Raw genomic sequence first — 15,189 nt, forward strand, 5'->3', positions numbered from 1 at the left:
AAGTAGTTTTTAGCATGTACAGGAAAATTATCTAAAATCAAAAAAGTCCGAAATGAGACTTCCGGACTTTTTCTGATCTTTAGTCTTATGCAAAGTTATCCAAATTTGAAACAAGACTATTAAAATTTCCCTAAACTATCTTTAGGCTATCACATCTCGTCTCCAAAAAATATCGCATTCATCAATAGCTTATTGGTACCATACCAGAATGCTCTGAAATTCGTGTTATCTGTAAATAGCATCACTTCTCCGCGGCCCAGGCTCTCGTGTTTAAATGGCACCGTGCCGGCAATTGAGTCAAGATTGGGTTTGCTTATATAACCGCTAAGCAATGGTTTTTCTGTATACCGAATTGGGTTTTTATAGCTTTGCTCATCTGCTTCCATAAAAATGGTAGTATTTCTGAACATGGCGATTTTTGGATCTTTATAACCGAAAGCGATCGGATGACTTCTATCCAGCCTGGCTTCAAAAATGGCACCACCAATTACCTGTGCTCCTCTAAAATCTCCACGTTCACCAAAACTTATATCTTCAGCTTTCACTTCGCTCTTTTTAGTCTTGAAATCAATAAAATTATTGTCTTTCATCCAGTTCACAGCGCTTCGGTAAGCTATAATGGTTCCTCCTGACCTGGTCCATTCCTTTATTTCCTTAGCCTGATTTTCATCTAGACCTGAGCCCCATGATGCCGGAAGTATGATATCAGTGTATTTACTAAGATCAGTTCTGTCCAGATCTTTAATATCCAGTTTGGTGATCTTCATATCATATCGCTGATCGAACAAATGCCAGATCTCACCTGCATCGTAGGGAGTGATTGAATTACCAACGATGATCGCCACCTTCTGAGGTTTCAGCGCTCTAAATTGATTGCTTCCCAGATTGATACCGTTGGTCATTCCTGTCTGAATAGCTGAAATTTCCACACCACTTTCCTGAGAGGTATTCTTTAAAAAATCGAATAGTTCGGTTTTGTCAAGTTTTTGATTTTGAACCGGGATCATGATGGTTCCATATCCATAATTCTCACCATCCATCCAAAAATCTTCCATGGCAACTTTTGCCCTCAAACCTTTTTCCAAAATTTTGTTCAGTGCCTTGGGAGCCATATAATTTTTCCAGTTTAGCAAATAGGCATATTCGCTTTCAGCAGGCATTTCAGGAATAGGCATAGACAATTCCTCGATCTTATTACCCGCATCTTTCATGGACGCATCTTCTACAAAATCGAGGTTGAAGGCGAGTGGAAAGGTCCATGCAGAAATATCGTAAAATAGACTGTCTCTAAACTCAGTACGTTTTTCAAACATTGCTTTTAAAAGCCTGTGCTGACGCTGATCTTTAGGCACAACGTAAGCAGCTCCTTTCTCAAAATTCAAATTACTTTTACTGAAATTTTCCTTTACCTCGTAAACGTCAATTTGGTGTCTTTTCAGGATTTCGGCAAGTTTGTATGCACTCACAGGATCCTGCGGATTTCCAAAGGCGTATGCTCCGGATGTGGTAGTATTCCTGGCTTCTTTAAAGAAATTGCGTTGATAATTCAGCAATTCCTTTCTCATTTTTTGTGCGGCTTCCAGTGTTGAAAGTGCTGCTGTGAATTGATTTCTGATCGTAAATGGAAAAGTTAGAATTCCATTTTCGGTTTCCTGTGCATGTCCCCTGGAGCTACCCTGTTCAAAAAGAATTCCTACACTTCCGTTGATATCCGGGAAAGTAGAACCTTTTCCGTAGTAAAAATCATCGTAATTTTCTTCGGTATAATAGAGCGATCCAATCTCATCAAATGCCTGGGCATGATAAGTTCCGATCTCACGGGTTAGATCCTGATTCATCTGTGGCGTTAAGGGATGGGTTCTAGATGGAATTCCCGGTTGGAAGAAAAAAGTGGAATTGGAACCCATTTCATGATGGTCAGTCAAAATATTTGGATACCATTTATGAAAGGTGGCAATTCTTGCCTGAGATTCGGGCAATTGCACGGGCAGCCAGTCCCTGTTCATATCAAACCAATAATGATTGGTTCTTCCGCCAGGCCAGATCTCGCTGTATTCACGGTCCTGAGGATCAGGATTGATATTGTTGCTTTTGTTGGTATTTGCCCAATATGCAAATCTTTGTAAACCATCAGGATTGAATGCAGGATCCAGTAAAATGACCGTATTATCAAGTACTTCTTCAATTTCAGCACCTTCAGCTGCAGCAAGGTAATAGGCATATAAAAGCGCGGAATTTGATCCGCTGGCTTCATTTCCGTGGATAGAAAACCCCTGATTTATTACCACTGGCATTTCTTCCGTGTTCAATGATTCAGAATTGTTTTCTACCAGCGCTACATGATCTTTCCTGATTTTTTCAATATTGGCCAAATTTTCTTCCGAAGAAATGGTTAGTAAGATCAAAGGTCTTCCTTCATAGGTAAATCCGCGGTTCTCTACCTGAATCCTTGGAGAAACCTCGGCCAGTTTATTCATATACATTAAAAGGCGATCATGACTCGCATGCCATTCTCCTGGGATAAAACCTATTATTTGCTGCGGAGTTGGAATTTCTGAATTATATGAAACGTCCTGAGGAAGATAGTAGTCCAGACTAATTTCTCCGTCCTGAGCCTGAAGATTTAAAATTGATAAAAAGAGAAGAATAGTGGTTATGATTCGCATCGCTTTGATTTTGGAAAAATCTAATATAAAAAAAACCGTCCTGAATTGGGACGGTTTCATATAACTGTAAAGTAATTTTGTTAGATATCGTCGAAACTTACATCTGTAAATTTCTCGGCTGTTGAAGATGCCGCAGTGTTATGAGCTTCTTCACCTTCATATTCCTTTTTGAAATCTTTCTGATGACGTTCACTTATCACTTCTTCACCTTTTTCGTTGATGATGTAGTTCGTCATTTCTTCCAGTATCTCTCTAAAACCGTCAAAATCTTCTTTGTAAAGGTAGATCTTGTGTTTCTTGTAGTAGAAAGAACCATCGTCATTTGTGAACTTTTTACTCTCTGTAATAGTCAGGTAGTAATCGTTAGCCCGGGTGGATCTCACGTCAAAAAAATAAGTTCTTCTTCCCGCTCTTAAAACTTTAGAGAATATTTCTTCTTTCTCCATCATTCCCTTGTCGCTCATAAAATAGATTCTTTAATAGGTTTGTTATTGTCGAGTCCAAAAATCTAAAAATTTTTAACATCTAACAAAAAATTTTCACATTTCTTTTTCATTTAGCTGTTTTGCATACAGTTCTTTATAATAACCCGCGGTATTCAATAACTCCTGGTGCGTACCTTCCTGAACTATTTTTCCGTCTTCAAGAATTATAATTTTATCAGCGTTTTTAGCGGAAGAAATTCTGTGGCTAACAATAATGGTAGTCTTGTCTTTTGAGATCTGGAATAGATTATTTAGAATTTCCTCTTCTGTTTCAGTATCTACTGCGGAAAGACAGTCGTCAAAAAGCAGAATTTCCGGTTCATGAATGATTGCCCTGGCAATGGAAACCCGTTGCTTTTGTCCGCCGGAAAGGGTAATCCCACGTTCTCCCAGCACCGTATCATAACCTTTGCTGAAGCCAATAATATTCTTATGTACCGAAGCATTTTTCGCAGCGGTGATGATCTCTTCTTCGGTAGCATCAGTTTTACCGAATTTGATATTATTTCGGATACTGTCGCTAAACAGGAAAGCATCCTGAGGCACATAACCAATACTTTCCCTTAAACTTTCAAGATTCAGCTCTTCGATATTCCTGCCGTCAATTTCGATGATTCCCTCATCAATGTCATATAATCTTCCTATAAGTTCTAGAATGGTAGATTTTCCAGATCCGGTTTTCCCAATAATCGCCAGGGTTTCTCCTTTCTTGACATTAAAAGAGATATTTTTAAGTGCAGTGATGTTGGTATCATCATACGTGAAAGTGACATTTTTGAAGGCGATTTCTCCGTTGATGGAATCAGCTTCAGACTTAGGATTGGTGATCTCTGGTTTTTCACTCAGGAATTCATTGATTCGCTCCTGTGAAGCATCAGCCTGTTGCACCAGTGAAGTCACCCATCCAATCGAAGCAACCGGCCAGGTTAGCATGTTTACGTACAAAATGAATTCTACCAGTACATCTATATTCGCAATTTGTCCTGAGATCAATTGTCTTCCGCCTATATAGATCACAATGATATTGCTGATTCCTATCAATAAAACCATCAGCGGGAAGAAGAACGCCTGGACTTTAACCAGATCAATGTTTTTGTCTCGGCTGCCATTTGAAAGTTCAGTAAAATTTTCGTTGGTCTGCGGTTCTATTCCGTAGGATTTTATCACAGCAATACCGCTAAAACTTTCTTGGGTAAAAGTGTTCAGTTTTGATAAATACTGCTGAACTATGGTGCTTCTCTGGTGAATTGCGACACTCAATTTATAAATCGAAAATGCCAAAACAGGCAGCGGGATTACAGTATATAGAGTAAGTTCTGGAGCAGCCTGAATCATAAAAATAAGAACCACGATAGTGGAAGTAAAGGTTGTTACACTATACATGATTGCCGGTCCCAGGTATAATCTAACTTTAGACACATCTTCACTGATCCTGTTCATTAGATCACCGGTTCGGTTCTTCTTATAGAAATTAAGCGAGAGTTCCTGGTAATGCTGATAAACTTCATTTTTCAGATCATATTCCATATGCCTGGAAACAACTATAAACGTCTGTCGCATCAAAAATGTAAAAAAAGCGGCAATTAAAGTGGTACCCACGATCAGGGCGATATTAATAGCCAGTTCACTTTTTACCGTTGAAATATCGGTGACTGTCCCGTTAATATATTTTTCAATGATCACGGTACTTTTCCCGATGAGCGGAATGTAATAGATAGCGAAGATCCTCGCTGCGATTGTGATCACCAAGCCTATTAAAAGTTTCCACTTGTATTTATAAAAGTATTTATTGAGATGCTGAAGATTTTTCATTCAGGATAATTAGCTTTAATTGAGGATTCTGTAATTTAACACGTTTTAAATCCATGCTTTTTAAAATATTGTTATTTTTGCAGCGGATTTTTGATCAAATTCAAAATCTGAATAATTTAAAAATCAACAAATTATGCAAGTTGACGTTCTAAATGCAAAAGAACTAAAAAAGTCTGCTCCGGTATTCGGACAGGTGTCGTTTGACGAACACGAGCAAATCGTTTTTTGCAACGACAAAGATACAGGTTTAAAGGCAATAATTGGTATTCATAACACTGTTTTAGGACCTGCATTAGGAGGTACCAGAATGTGGAATTATACCAGCGAATGGGAAGCGGTGAATGATGTTTTACGCTTGTCTCGCGGGATGACTTTTAAAAGTGCAATTACAGGATTGAATCTTGGTGGGGGAAAAGCGGTGATCATTGGTGATGCGAAGAAGGATAAGACTCCAGAATTAATGAAGAGATTTGGTGAATTTGTACATTCTTTAGGCGGTAAATATATTACTGCGGAAGATGTTGGGATGGAAACTTCAGATATGGATACTGTAAGAGAGGTAACTCCTTACGTGACCGGAATTTCAGAATCTAAAGGTGGTGCGGGTAACCCTTCTCCAATTACCGCTTACGGAGTTTTTATGGGAGTTAAGGCTTCTGCGAAATTCAAATATGGAAATGACAATCTGGAAGGAAAGAAAGTTCTTGTTCAGGGAATTGGTCATGTTGGTGAAACATTGGTAGAATACTTGACCAGCGATGGAGCAGAAGTATTTATCAGTGACATCAACGAGGAGCGTCTTGAAGAAGTAAGTAAGAAATATGGTGCACATATCTTTACGGAAAGGGATATTTATGGTGCAGATATGGATATTTACGCTCCATGTGCGTTAGGTGCAACGATCAACGATGATACTATTGATAGATTGAAAGTAGACATCATCGCCGGTGCGGCTAACAACCAGCTAGCAGACGAAGTTTCTCATGGAGAGATCCTTCAGAAAAAAGGAATTGTATACGCTCCTGATTTTTTAATTAATGCTGGTGGAATTATCAATGTTTACGCTGAACTTGAAAATTACGACCGTCAGGAAATTATGCGTAAGACTGAAAATATCTACAATACAACGCTTAGAATTCTGGAAAAAGCTGCTAAAGATGATATCACAACTCATTTTGCAGCATTACAGATCGCCAAGCAGCGAATTTTAGACAGAAAAAATCAGAATTTAAATTAGACAGTTCTAATTAATTGATATTTTTGCAGGGCGAAAGAGAAAATCTTTCGCCCTTCTAATTTCTAAAAGTTCTTTTACAATTATGTTGACAAGAAGACATATCAGGGTTAAAGTAATGCAATCACTATACGCTTTTAACCAAAGCCAGAACGATAACCTTAACACTGAAGAAAAATTCCTGCTCAAAAGTATGCAGGAAATGTATGACCTGTTCTTACTTCAGATTAGTCTGATCACTGAGATAAGAGAACATGCAGAAACTTATTTAGAAAAATCCCAGCAAAAACATTTAGCGACCAGCGAAGAAAAAGATCCGAACAGAAAGTTCGTTGACAACCAGGTGTTTCAAATTCTCAATGAGAATGAAAGCATTCAGGAAGCTTTGGAAAAGCATAAGATCAATCACTGGAAACAGGATGATGAGTATGTGGCGATCATCTGGAACGAGGTAAGAAACAGTGTTGCTTACCAGGAATATATGGAGACTCGTGATGGCAGCTTTAAAGAAGATAAGGATTTTATTATCCATATTTTCAAAGAGATCATTGCACCAAATGATAAATTGTATGAATACCTGGAAGATAAAAAACTCACCTGGGTAGATGATCTTCCTTTGGTTAATACAGCCATCTTAAAATTTCTTCAGAAGTTAAAGGAATCTACCGGAAGAGAGAAAAAGATCACCCAGTTGTTCAAGAATGAAGAGGATAAAGAATTTGCGCTGAAGTTGTTCAGGAAGACCTATTTGAATGATGAGGATCTTTCCGAAGAGATGCTGGGGAAAACTCCAAACTGGGATAAAGATAGGATCGCTGAAGTTGATATGGTTTTGATCAAAATGGCGATCTGTGAATTTTTAAAATTCAGCAGTATCCCGGTAAAGGTAACCATCAACGAATACCTGGAGATCGCCAAAGAGTACAGCACACCAAAAAGTAGCATTTTTATCAATGGTGTTTTAGATAAACTTTCTAAGGAATACCAAACTGAAGACAAGCTAAATAAAACCGGAAGAGGTCTTATGTAGTAAAGATTTTTTCTTATTTTTATCAATTAAAATTAAACAAAATAACTTCACCATGAAAAAAACAATTTTAATGTTTGCAGCAGTAGGGGCGATGCTGTTCACCGGATGTAAAGATAATGCCTCAGATAAAGTAAAAGCTGAGAATGTGGAAGCTTCTGCTGAGCGTGATGCAAAGGAAACTGTGTATCCTGAGATCACTTTTGAAGAAACTGAATTTGACTTCGGAAATATAGCTAAAGGTACTGCAGTAGAACACGTGTTCAAATTTAAAAATACAGGAGATGCTCCATTGGTAATTACTAACGCAGCAAGTTCCTGCGGATGTACCGTACCAACATATCCTAAAAACGAAACTATCGCTCCGGGAGAATCTGGAGAAATGTTAGTTAAGTTTAATGGGTCTGGAAACGGACAGGTTACTAAAACTGTTACTGTATCTGCAAATACAGAGAAGGGAAAAGAGCAAATTAAAATCAAAGCTTTTGTAGAAGCTGACGAAAACGCTAGCTAAAAGCATATATGGATCAATTAACGCAGTTTGCACCAATTATTTTAATGTTTGTGGTGGTGTATTTTTTTATGATACGCCCGCAAATGAAAAAAGCTAAACAGGAAAAGAATTTTGCCGCCGAACTTAAAAAGGGAGATCGGATCATCACCAAAAGTGGTATGCACGGTAAAATTGTTGATTTCAGCGAAAAAAATAATTCGGTGATAATTGAAACCGGCGCAGGAAAAATTACTTTCGATCGTTCTTCAATTTCAATGGAGATGAGTCAGAAGCTTAATGAACCTGCTAAGGACAAAGTGAAAAAATAAGTATTCAATACTTAGAATAAAAAAAGCAGCTAATTTTAGCTGCTTTTTTTATTTCTTACAATTCTTGTACTTATCGTGAAGTCCCACACCATTTTTTATCATAGGTTTGATCTTTTCGATTCGACTCAATTTCGTGGCTTCTCGTTTAGCTTCAGAAATATGATCAGCATATTCTCTTTGCTTTCCAGGACTTAACTGATTGAACGATTTTTCCATTTCTTTATCAGACTTCAAAACTTTTGATAGTTCTGGCGGAATAACCAGCGTTTTAATCTTTACGGGCTTTATTACCTTACCCTCTCTTTGATTCTGAATGGCTTCCCTGATATACGGGAGTAAAGCTGAAGTTGCAATATTATCTCCTTTTTGGAAACGAATTTGCCTTAAAGCTTTGGTTTTACCTTCCTGAGCGTTTTGCAAAAGAGCAGTATTATCTTTGAGTAAAGCACCATTAAAAAACCAGATTCCAATATGATTTTTAAATGCTCCCAGTCCAACTACGTTTTTACCCTCGAGAGTATATACTGGTGCTCCCCATTTTATTCCAGATTTCAGATCTGTAGTCAGGATCATTTCATGTAACTGTCTTAACTCTTCCTCCCAGTATTTGTGGCAGGAAATATATTCTTCAGCATTTTTTACAGCCATGATCGCAGTATTTAGTTATTCATATTTCTTAGCAGTTAGTTCTGCTAATTTAACGATAACTTCTGAAGCTTTCTGCATGCTCTCTACCGGTACATATTCATATTTTCCGTGAAAGTTATGTCCGCCGGCAAAAATATTGGGGCAGGGAAGTCCCATAAAACTTAGCTGCGCACCATCGGTTCCACCTCTAATTGGCTTGATAATTGGCTTGACATTCACTTCTTCCATTGCTTTTTCCGCAAGATCTACAATGTGCATCACCGGTTCTACTTTTTCACGCATATTGAAATATTGATCTTTGATCTCAATATCTATGCAATCCCTTTCAAACTGAGAACAGATATCATTTGCCAGATCTCTCATCATCTGCTTGCGAGCTTCAAAATGTGTTTTATCGTGATCACGTATTATGTATTCCAGTACGGTTTCTTCCACATCACCATTAATGCTGCTAAGGTGAAAAAAGCCCTGTCTGTCTTCGGTATGTTCCGGAGTTTCCATTCTTGGCAGGGAATTGATGAAATCCTGGGCGATATACATGCTGTTGATCATCTTATCTTTTGCATAACCCGGATGAACACTTTTTCCATAGACTTTTACCATTGCACTCGCAGCATTGAAATTTTCGTATTCCAATTCGCCAATTTGGGAACCATCCATGGTATAAGCCCATTCAGCTCCAAACTTTTGAACATCAAATTTATGAGCCCCAAGGCCAATTTCTTCATCGGGTGTAAAGCAAATCCTGATCTTTCCGTGCGGAATTTCAGGATTGTCTACCAGATATTCCATTGCGGTTATGATTTCGGTGATCCCTGCCTTATCATCAGCTCCTAAAAGAGTAGTTCCGTCTGTGGTAATAATAGTTTGACCTTTATATTGCTGAAGATCTTCAAAATAATCAGGAAATAGAATGATATCCTTTTCGGCATTTAGAACGATATCCTTTCCGTCGTAATTTTCAATAATTTGGGGATTCACGTTTGTACCTGAAAAATCCGGGGTGGTGTCAAAATGTGAAACGAATCCGATCACCGGAACCTGGTGCGGTACATTTGCAGGTAATGTAGCCATCACGTAGGCGTGCTCGTCTATAGTAACGTCTTCAAGACCTATTTCTTTAAGTTCCTCAACCAGTTTTCTGGCTAGATCCCACTGTTTTTCTGTACTTGGGGTTGAATTGCTGTTGGGATCACTTTGCGTATCTATTTTTACATAACTGATAAATCTATCAATTATATGCTGTTTATTGGTCATTGGGATAGGTTTGGGGCAAAAATACATATATACAATGCTGCCTCAAAACCTTTTAAGTTTTCATATAGTTTTTTCCATATTCATTCTATTTTTGCACAAACCTCACAACTATGTATAGATCGCTCATCAGACCTACGCTTTTCAAATTTGATCCTGAAGAGATCCATTATTTTACTTTTAATTTTTTAAGAAAGTTTTGTAAAATTCCCGGTGCAACTTCCTACTTAAGATCAAAATTTCAGGTTGAAGATCCACGTCTGGAAAGAGAAGTTTTTGGTTTGAAATTCAAGAATCCTGTTGGTTTAGCCGCTGGTTTTGATAAAGATGCAAAATTATACAAAGAACTTTCCTCATTAGGTTTCGGATTTATTGAGGTAGGAACGGTTACACCAAAGCCTCAGCCGGGAAATGAAAAGAAGCGATTGTTTAGATTAAAAGAAGATTCGGCAATCATCAATAGAATGGGTTTTAATAACCATGGCGTTGAAGAAATGGTGGAGCGACTAAAGGAGAATGAAAATGTGCTGATTGGGGGTAATATCGGGAAGAATAAAGTAACGCCGAACGAAAAGGCAAAAGATGATTACCTGTTCAGTTTTGAAGCTTTGTTTGACCATGTAAACTATTTCGTAGTAAATGTGAGTTCACCCAATACACCAAATCTTCGGGAGCTGCAAGATAAAGAACCATTAAAAGACTTGCTGAATACGCTTCAAAAAAAGAACGAGCAGAAACCTGAACCAAAACCAATCTTATTGAAGATCGCACCCGATCTTACCGATGATCAATTAATGGATATTATTGAGATTGTTCAGGAAACTGGAATCGCTGGTGTAATTGCCACAAATACCACCATTTCAAGAGAGGGATTAAAATCTGAAAATAAAAATGAAATGGGCGGACTAAGTGGGAAACCTCTAACCAAAAGATCTACGGAAGTGATCAGTTTTCTATCTGAAAAAAGTGGAAAAGCTTTTCCAATCATAGGGGTTGGCGGAATTCATACTGCTGAAGATGCTATTGAAAAACTGGAAGCTGGAGCAAGCCTGGTTCAGCTTTACACCGGTTTTATTTATGAAGGTCCGGCACTCATCAAGCAGATCAACCAGAAAATATTAGAGAAAGGTCTTTAAGATGCTAGACCAGATCATTCCATTTTTAACCGCCTCGATCCTGCTCACTTTTTCACCGGGTCCAGATATCATCTACGTTTTGGTGAGATCAATGGCATATGGCTATAAACAGGGAATTATCACTGCCCTGGGCTTGGTAACCGGAATTTTAATACACACCAGTCTTGTCGCATTCGGGGTTTCTGCCGTGATCAAACAGTCTGAAGATATCTTTCTTTTTATTAAAATCCTTGGCGCTTTGTATTTGCTGTATTTGGCTTTCCAAGTTTATAAAAGTGATCCTGAGATCGCTTTTTCTTCCGAAGGGATTCAGAATAAAAGTTTGATCAGTCTTTTTAAACAGGGTTTCATTATGAACGTATTGAATCCCAAAGTGGGCATTTTCTTCCTGGCTTTTTTCCCGGGATTTCTCTGGGAGCCTGAGGGTAACACCGTTATGCAGTTTTATGTACTTGGTGCACTATTCATGCTTCAGGCTTTAGTGATTTTCAGCAGTGTGGCAATTTTGGCAGATAAGATCTCGATTTACATTAAATCTCACCCAAAATCCGGTTTTTTTATGAAATGGATGCAGGTGATCATTTTTATTTTAATCGCTATTCTGATTCTATTATAATCGTTAAGGATATCTTATTGGATTTTCTGAAAAGACCTGTTGAAATTTTATATTATCAATAAATCTATATTCTTTTTCAATTTTCCTTAAAATGCTATCTTTGGGCATATGGGTAAAGTGAAGCTTATTGAGTGTCCCAGGGATGCCATGCAGGGAATCAGGGATTTTATTCCTACAGAACAAAAGGTACAGTATATCCAGTCTCTTTTGCGCTGCGGATTTGATACCATAGATTTTGGAAGTTTTGTATCTCCCAAAGCGATCCCTCAAATGAAAGATACCGCTGAGGTACTATCAAAACTCGATTTATCTAAAACCTCCAGCAAACTTTTGGCGATCGTGGCCAATACCCGTGGGGCTGAGGATGCTTCAAAATTTCAGGAAATTGATTACTTGGGCTATCCATTTTCGATTTCTGAAAACTTCCAGATGCGAAATACTCATAAAACCATCGATGAATCTGTGGAAGTGCTACAGGAAATCCTGGATATTGCCGATGCTTGCGGTAAGGAGGTAGTTGCTTATTTAAGTATGGGCTTTGGAAATCCTTATGGTGATCCCTGGAATGTGGAGATCGTGGGGGAGTGGACAGAGAAACTTTCTGCTATGGGTGTAAAGATCCTCTCACTTTCAGATACAGTAGGAACTTCGACTCCAGATATTATAGACTATCTTTTTTCTAACCTGATCCCGAAATATCCCAATATTGAATTCGGTGCGCATTTACATACCACACCATCTAAATGGCACGAAAAGGTGGACGCAGCTTATAAAGCCGGGTGTCATCGATTTGACGGAGCTATACAGGGATTTGGAGGTTGTCCTATGGCAAAAGATGAGCTTACCGGGAATATGCCTTCTGAAAAAATGCTTTCTTATTTTAATTCGACCAAGGCCGATACCAATATCAAAATGACCAGTTTTGAGTCGGCTTACAACGAAGCTTCTAAGATCTTTAACGCCTATCATTAGTAGAATTTATCACTTTTAGAACTGCTATCGGAAAAGTTTATTTAAAATTAATCTAAATAAACTTGCGGTAGCCAGAACGGGTTTTTATATTTGCCGCCGAATATTATTTTAAACCAGTCTAAATAAACCATTATGAAAAAGCTGTTAGTTTCAGCAATAATAGCAGGTCTTACCTTGGTATCCTGTTCATCAGATGATTCACTAAGCCCGGAAGGAGAAGTTAATAACGAAATTCCTGAAACTTATACTTTTGAAAGAGATGGAGTTTCTACTGTGGATTATAATGGCCAAACGACCAGGCTTCAGATGGCTTCTGAAATCCTTTCGAATTTCAATGATTTCGATAATGCATCAGAAGAGCTTTTACTAAATATGTTCGCTAACGAGAATTCGCCATTTGAGAATTCAAGTTTAAATGAATCTTCTAAAAGCATTAAATCTAAAGTAGCAGCATCCAGATTATATTTTTCAACAAACACGGTTGAAAGCGCTGAAATTAAAAGCGATTTTGAATCCTTTATTACCGGGCAGATGACTACGGTTAAGGAAAATAAAGATCAGCTTGCAGAAGCTGGTGTTGCAGGGCAGATCGCCGATGGTGAAAGAGTTCGTTATGTAAATGAACAGGGTTTGGAATACAACCAGGCTTTCGCAAAAGGATTGATCGGGGCGTTACTATTAGACCAGATCGCTAATAATTATCTCTCTCAGGCAGTGCTTGATGAAGGTGATAACCGAGCAAATAACGATGCAGGGATCACTGAAGAAGGTAAATCTTATACAACAATGGAGCACAAGTGGGATGAAGCTTATGGTTATGTATATGGAGATCCATCTATTCCTACAGCTGATCCAAATTCAGTATTGAATGAAAGTGACGACCATTTGTTGTTCAGTTACCTGGGGCAGGTTGATGAAGATGAAGATTTTGCAGGAATCGCCGAAGAAACCTTTCAGGCATTTAAAGCTGGTAGGGCAGCGATAGTTGCCGGTGATTACGCAAAGCGTGATGAGCAAGTTGCAATTATTCGTGAAAATCTTTCAACAGTAATAGCCGTAAGAGCAGTACATTATTTAATGGGTGGAAAAGCCGCTATCGAAGCAGGTAATTTTGGAAAGGCGTTTCATGAATTATCTGAAGGATATGGATTTGTTTACAGCCTTAGGTTTACCAATAACCCCGTAATAAACGAACCATATTTGCTGGCTGAAGACCAGGTTAGAATAGAAGATCAATTATTAGCTGGACAGGGATTCTGGGATATTGCTCCATTATCACTTGATTCAGTAGCAACCGAAATCGCCAGTAAATTTGATTTTAGTGTAGAAGAAGCAGCTGAATAAAAATAATTAGCCGGAGCGGAAATTTAATTTCTACTCCGGTTTTTAAAATTTATAATATGAAGATCGCAAGAATTTTAGTTTTGGCCTGCCTGGTACTGGCAGCTTGTTCAACAGAAGATGACGGAGGGGGAACTTCCGGCGGAGGTGGTTCAGAAGTGACTTTTGACCGTGGAGCGATGCTCGCGAATTGGGCAGATAATATCATTCTTCCTGCCTACGCGAATTTCAACGCTGAAACACAGAAATTAGAAGAGTTAACTCAGGCATTTGTTGCAAATCCTGGTGATGCTGAAATGACGGCTCTAAAAGCACAATTTAGATCTTCATACCTGGCTTTTCAATCGGTATCCATGTTTGATATTGGTGTAGCTGAGCAAATGAATTTCAGAAGTTTTGTCAATACGTATCCTTTAGATGCAGATGCGGTTGATGCAAAGATCAGTTCAGGAAACTACGATCTTAATCTTCCTTCAAGTTACGATGAACAGGGTTTTCCAGCGATGGATTACCTACTTTACGGTTTAGGTTCTTCAAAAGAAGAAAACCTGGCCAAATTTGCCAGCGGAGATAATGCTGAAAACTATAAAGCCTATCTTCTGGATGTGGCTGAACGTATTAACATGCTTGCTGCGGAAGTTACAGCATCATGGCAGGGAGATTACAGAGATGAATTTGTTGAAAATATTAGTTCTTCCAGCAATGGTTCTGTAGATCGTCTTTCTAACAAATATGTAATGTATTTCGAGAAATACCTAAGATCTGGAAAAATAGGATTTCCTTCCGGTGCAATCACAGGAACTCCTTCTCCTATAAATGTGGAAGCATATTATGCACAGGATCTTTCTAAAGAATTATATCTGCAGGCGCTGGAAAGCAGCGAAGATTTCTTTACCGGGAAATATTTTGGAGATAGTGGTTCCGGAAAAAGTTTCCAGTCTTACCTAGAAGCTTTAGACCGCGGGGACCTTGCAGATGATATTCTTTCTCAATTTAATGCGATCTCTACTAAATCAGCACAGTTGGATGGAAGTCTTAAAAACCAGGTTGAAATGAATAATACTTTAATGCTGGAAACTCACGATGAGCTTCAGAAAGAAGTGGTTCTACTGAAACTTGACATGTTGCAGGCACTTTCTATTAGCGTTGATTATGTAGATTCAGACGGGGACTAGT

General features: G+C 38.4%; 14 protein-coding genes. 9 read left to right on the forward strand and 5 right to left on the reverse strand.

Annotated features, from left to right (window positions below):
• Window positions 1–149 precede the first annotated feature (149 nt).
• The 3 genes from AC2S94_RS08675 to AC2S94_RS08685 form a co-directional block, all read right to left on the reverse strand.
• Window positions 150–2,666: a M14 family metallopeptidase gene (locus AC2S94_RS08675; RefSeq protein WP_484628215.1), complete on the reverse strand. Its 2,517-nt coding sequence runs from the start codon at window positions 2,664–2,666 to the stop codon at window positions 150–152.
• Window positions 2,667–2,746: 80 nt separating this feature from the next.
• Window positions 2,747–3,130, reverse strand: a complete 384-nt coding sequence (locus AC2S94_RS08680) for a PUR family DNA/RNA-binding protein (RefSeq protein ID WP_484628216.1) — start codon at window positions 3,128–3,130, stop codon at window positions 2,747–2,749.
• 75 nt (window positions 3,131–3,205) lie between these two features.
• Window positions 3,206–4,963 (reverse strand): ABC transporter ATP-binding protein, encoded by a 1,758-nt coding sequence (locus AC2S94_RS08685; RefSeq protein ID WP_484628217.1) that lies wholly within the window; start codon window positions 4,961–4,963, stop codon window positions 3,206–3,208.
• 133 nt (window positions 4,964–5,096) lie between these two features.
• Here AC2S94_RS08685 and AC2S94_RS08690 point away from each other — a divergent pair, with 133 nt between their 5' ends.
• The 4 genes from AC2S94_RS08690 (at window position 5,097) to yajC (ending at window position 8,046) form a co-directional block, all read left to right on the forward strand.
• A complete protein-coding gene (locus tag AC2S94_RS08690) occupies window positions 5,097–6,200 on the forward strand; it encodes a Glu/Leu/Phe/Val family dehydrogenase (RefSeq protein WP_484628218.1) in 1,104 nt (367 codons plus the stop codon).
• Window positions 6,201–6,282: 82 nt separating this feature from the next.
• Window positions 6,283–7,227, forward strand: coding sequence for a transcription antitermination factor NusB (gene nusB, locus AC2S94_RS08695; protein WP_484628219.1), 945 nt, complete (start codon window positions 6,283–6,285; stop codon window positions 7,225–7,227).
• 52 nt (window positions 7,228–7,279) lie between these two features.
• Window positions 7,280–7,738, forward strand: a complete 459-nt coding sequence (locus tag AC2S94_RS08700) for a DUF1573 domain-containing protein (RefSeq protein WP_484628220.1) — start codon at window positions 7,280–7,282, stop codon at window positions 7,736–7,738.
• A gap of 8 nt (window positions 7,739–7,746) precedes the next feature.
• Complete coding sequence (gene yajC / locus AC2S94_RS08705) at window positions 7,747–8,046, forward strand: preprotein translocase subunit YajC (protein WP_484628221.1); 300 nt, start codon at window positions 7,747–7,749, stop codon at window positions 8,044–8,046.
• 48 nt (window positions 8,047–8,094) lie between these two features.
• On the opposite strand, the gene AC2S94_RS08710 is transcribed toward yajC, so the two are convergent.
• Together AC2S94_RS08710 and pepT are read right to left on the reverse strand one after the other, a co-directional pair.
• Window positions 8,095–8,694 (reverse strand): YdeI/OmpD-associated family protein, encoded by a 600-nt coding sequence (locus tag AC2S94_RS08710; RefSeq protein WP_484628222.1) that lies wholly within the window; start codon window positions 8,692–8,694, stop codon window positions 8,095–8,097.
• A gap of 15 nt (window positions 8,695–8,709) precedes the next feature.
• Window positions 8,710–9,951: a peptidase T gene (gene pepT / locus AC2S94_RS08715; protein WP_484628223.1), complete on the reverse strand. Its 1,242-nt coding sequence runs from the start codon at window positions 9,949–9,951 to the stop codon at window positions 8,710–8,712.
• A gap of 110 nt (window positions 9,952–10,061) precedes the next feature.
• On the opposite strand from pepT, the gene AC2S94_RS08720 reads away from it, so the two are divergent.
• The 5 genes from AC2S94_RS08720 (at window position 10,062) to AC2S94_RS08740 (ending at window position 15,188) form a co-directional block, all read left to right on the forward strand.
• The gene (locus AC2S94_RS08720) at window positions 10,062–11,084 is read left to right on the forward strand and encodes a quinone-dependent dihydroorotate dehydrogenase (protein WP_484628224.1); all 1,023 of its coding nucleotides are present in this window, start codon (window positions 10,062–10,064) and stop codon (window positions 11,082–11,084) included.
• A 1-nt stretch (window position 11,085) separates the two neighbouring features.
• On the forward strand, window positions 11,086–11,700 hold the full coding sequence (locus AC2S94_RS08725) for a LysE family translocator (protein ID WP_484628225.1): 615 nt from the start codon (window positions 11,086–11,088) through the stop codon (window positions 11,698–11,700).
• Between the two features lie 108 nt (window positions 11,701–11,808).
• On the forward strand, window positions 11,809–12,672 hold the full coding sequence (locus AC2S94_RS08730) for a hydroxymethylglutaryl-CoA lyase (RefSeq protein ID WP_484628226.1): 864 nt from the start codon (window positions 11,809–11,811) through the stop codon (window positions 12,670–12,672).
• Window positions 12,673–12,804: 132 nt separating this feature from the next.
• On the forward strand, window positions 12,805–14,016 hold the full coding sequence (locus AC2S94_RS08735) for a DUF4856 domain-containing protein (protein ID WP_484628227.1): 1,212 nt from the start codon (window positions 12,805–12,807) through the stop codon (window positions 14,014–14,016).
• A gap of 56 nt (window positions 14,017–14,072) precedes the next feature.
• Window positions 14,073–15,188, forward strand: coding sequence for an imelysin family protein (locus AC2S94_RS08740; RefSeq protein WP_484628228.1), 1,116 nt, complete (start codon window positions 14,073–14,075; stop codon window positions 15,186–15,188).
• Window position 15,189: the final 1 nt, after the last annotated feature.

The organism is Christiangramia pacifica, assembly GCF_057221535.1.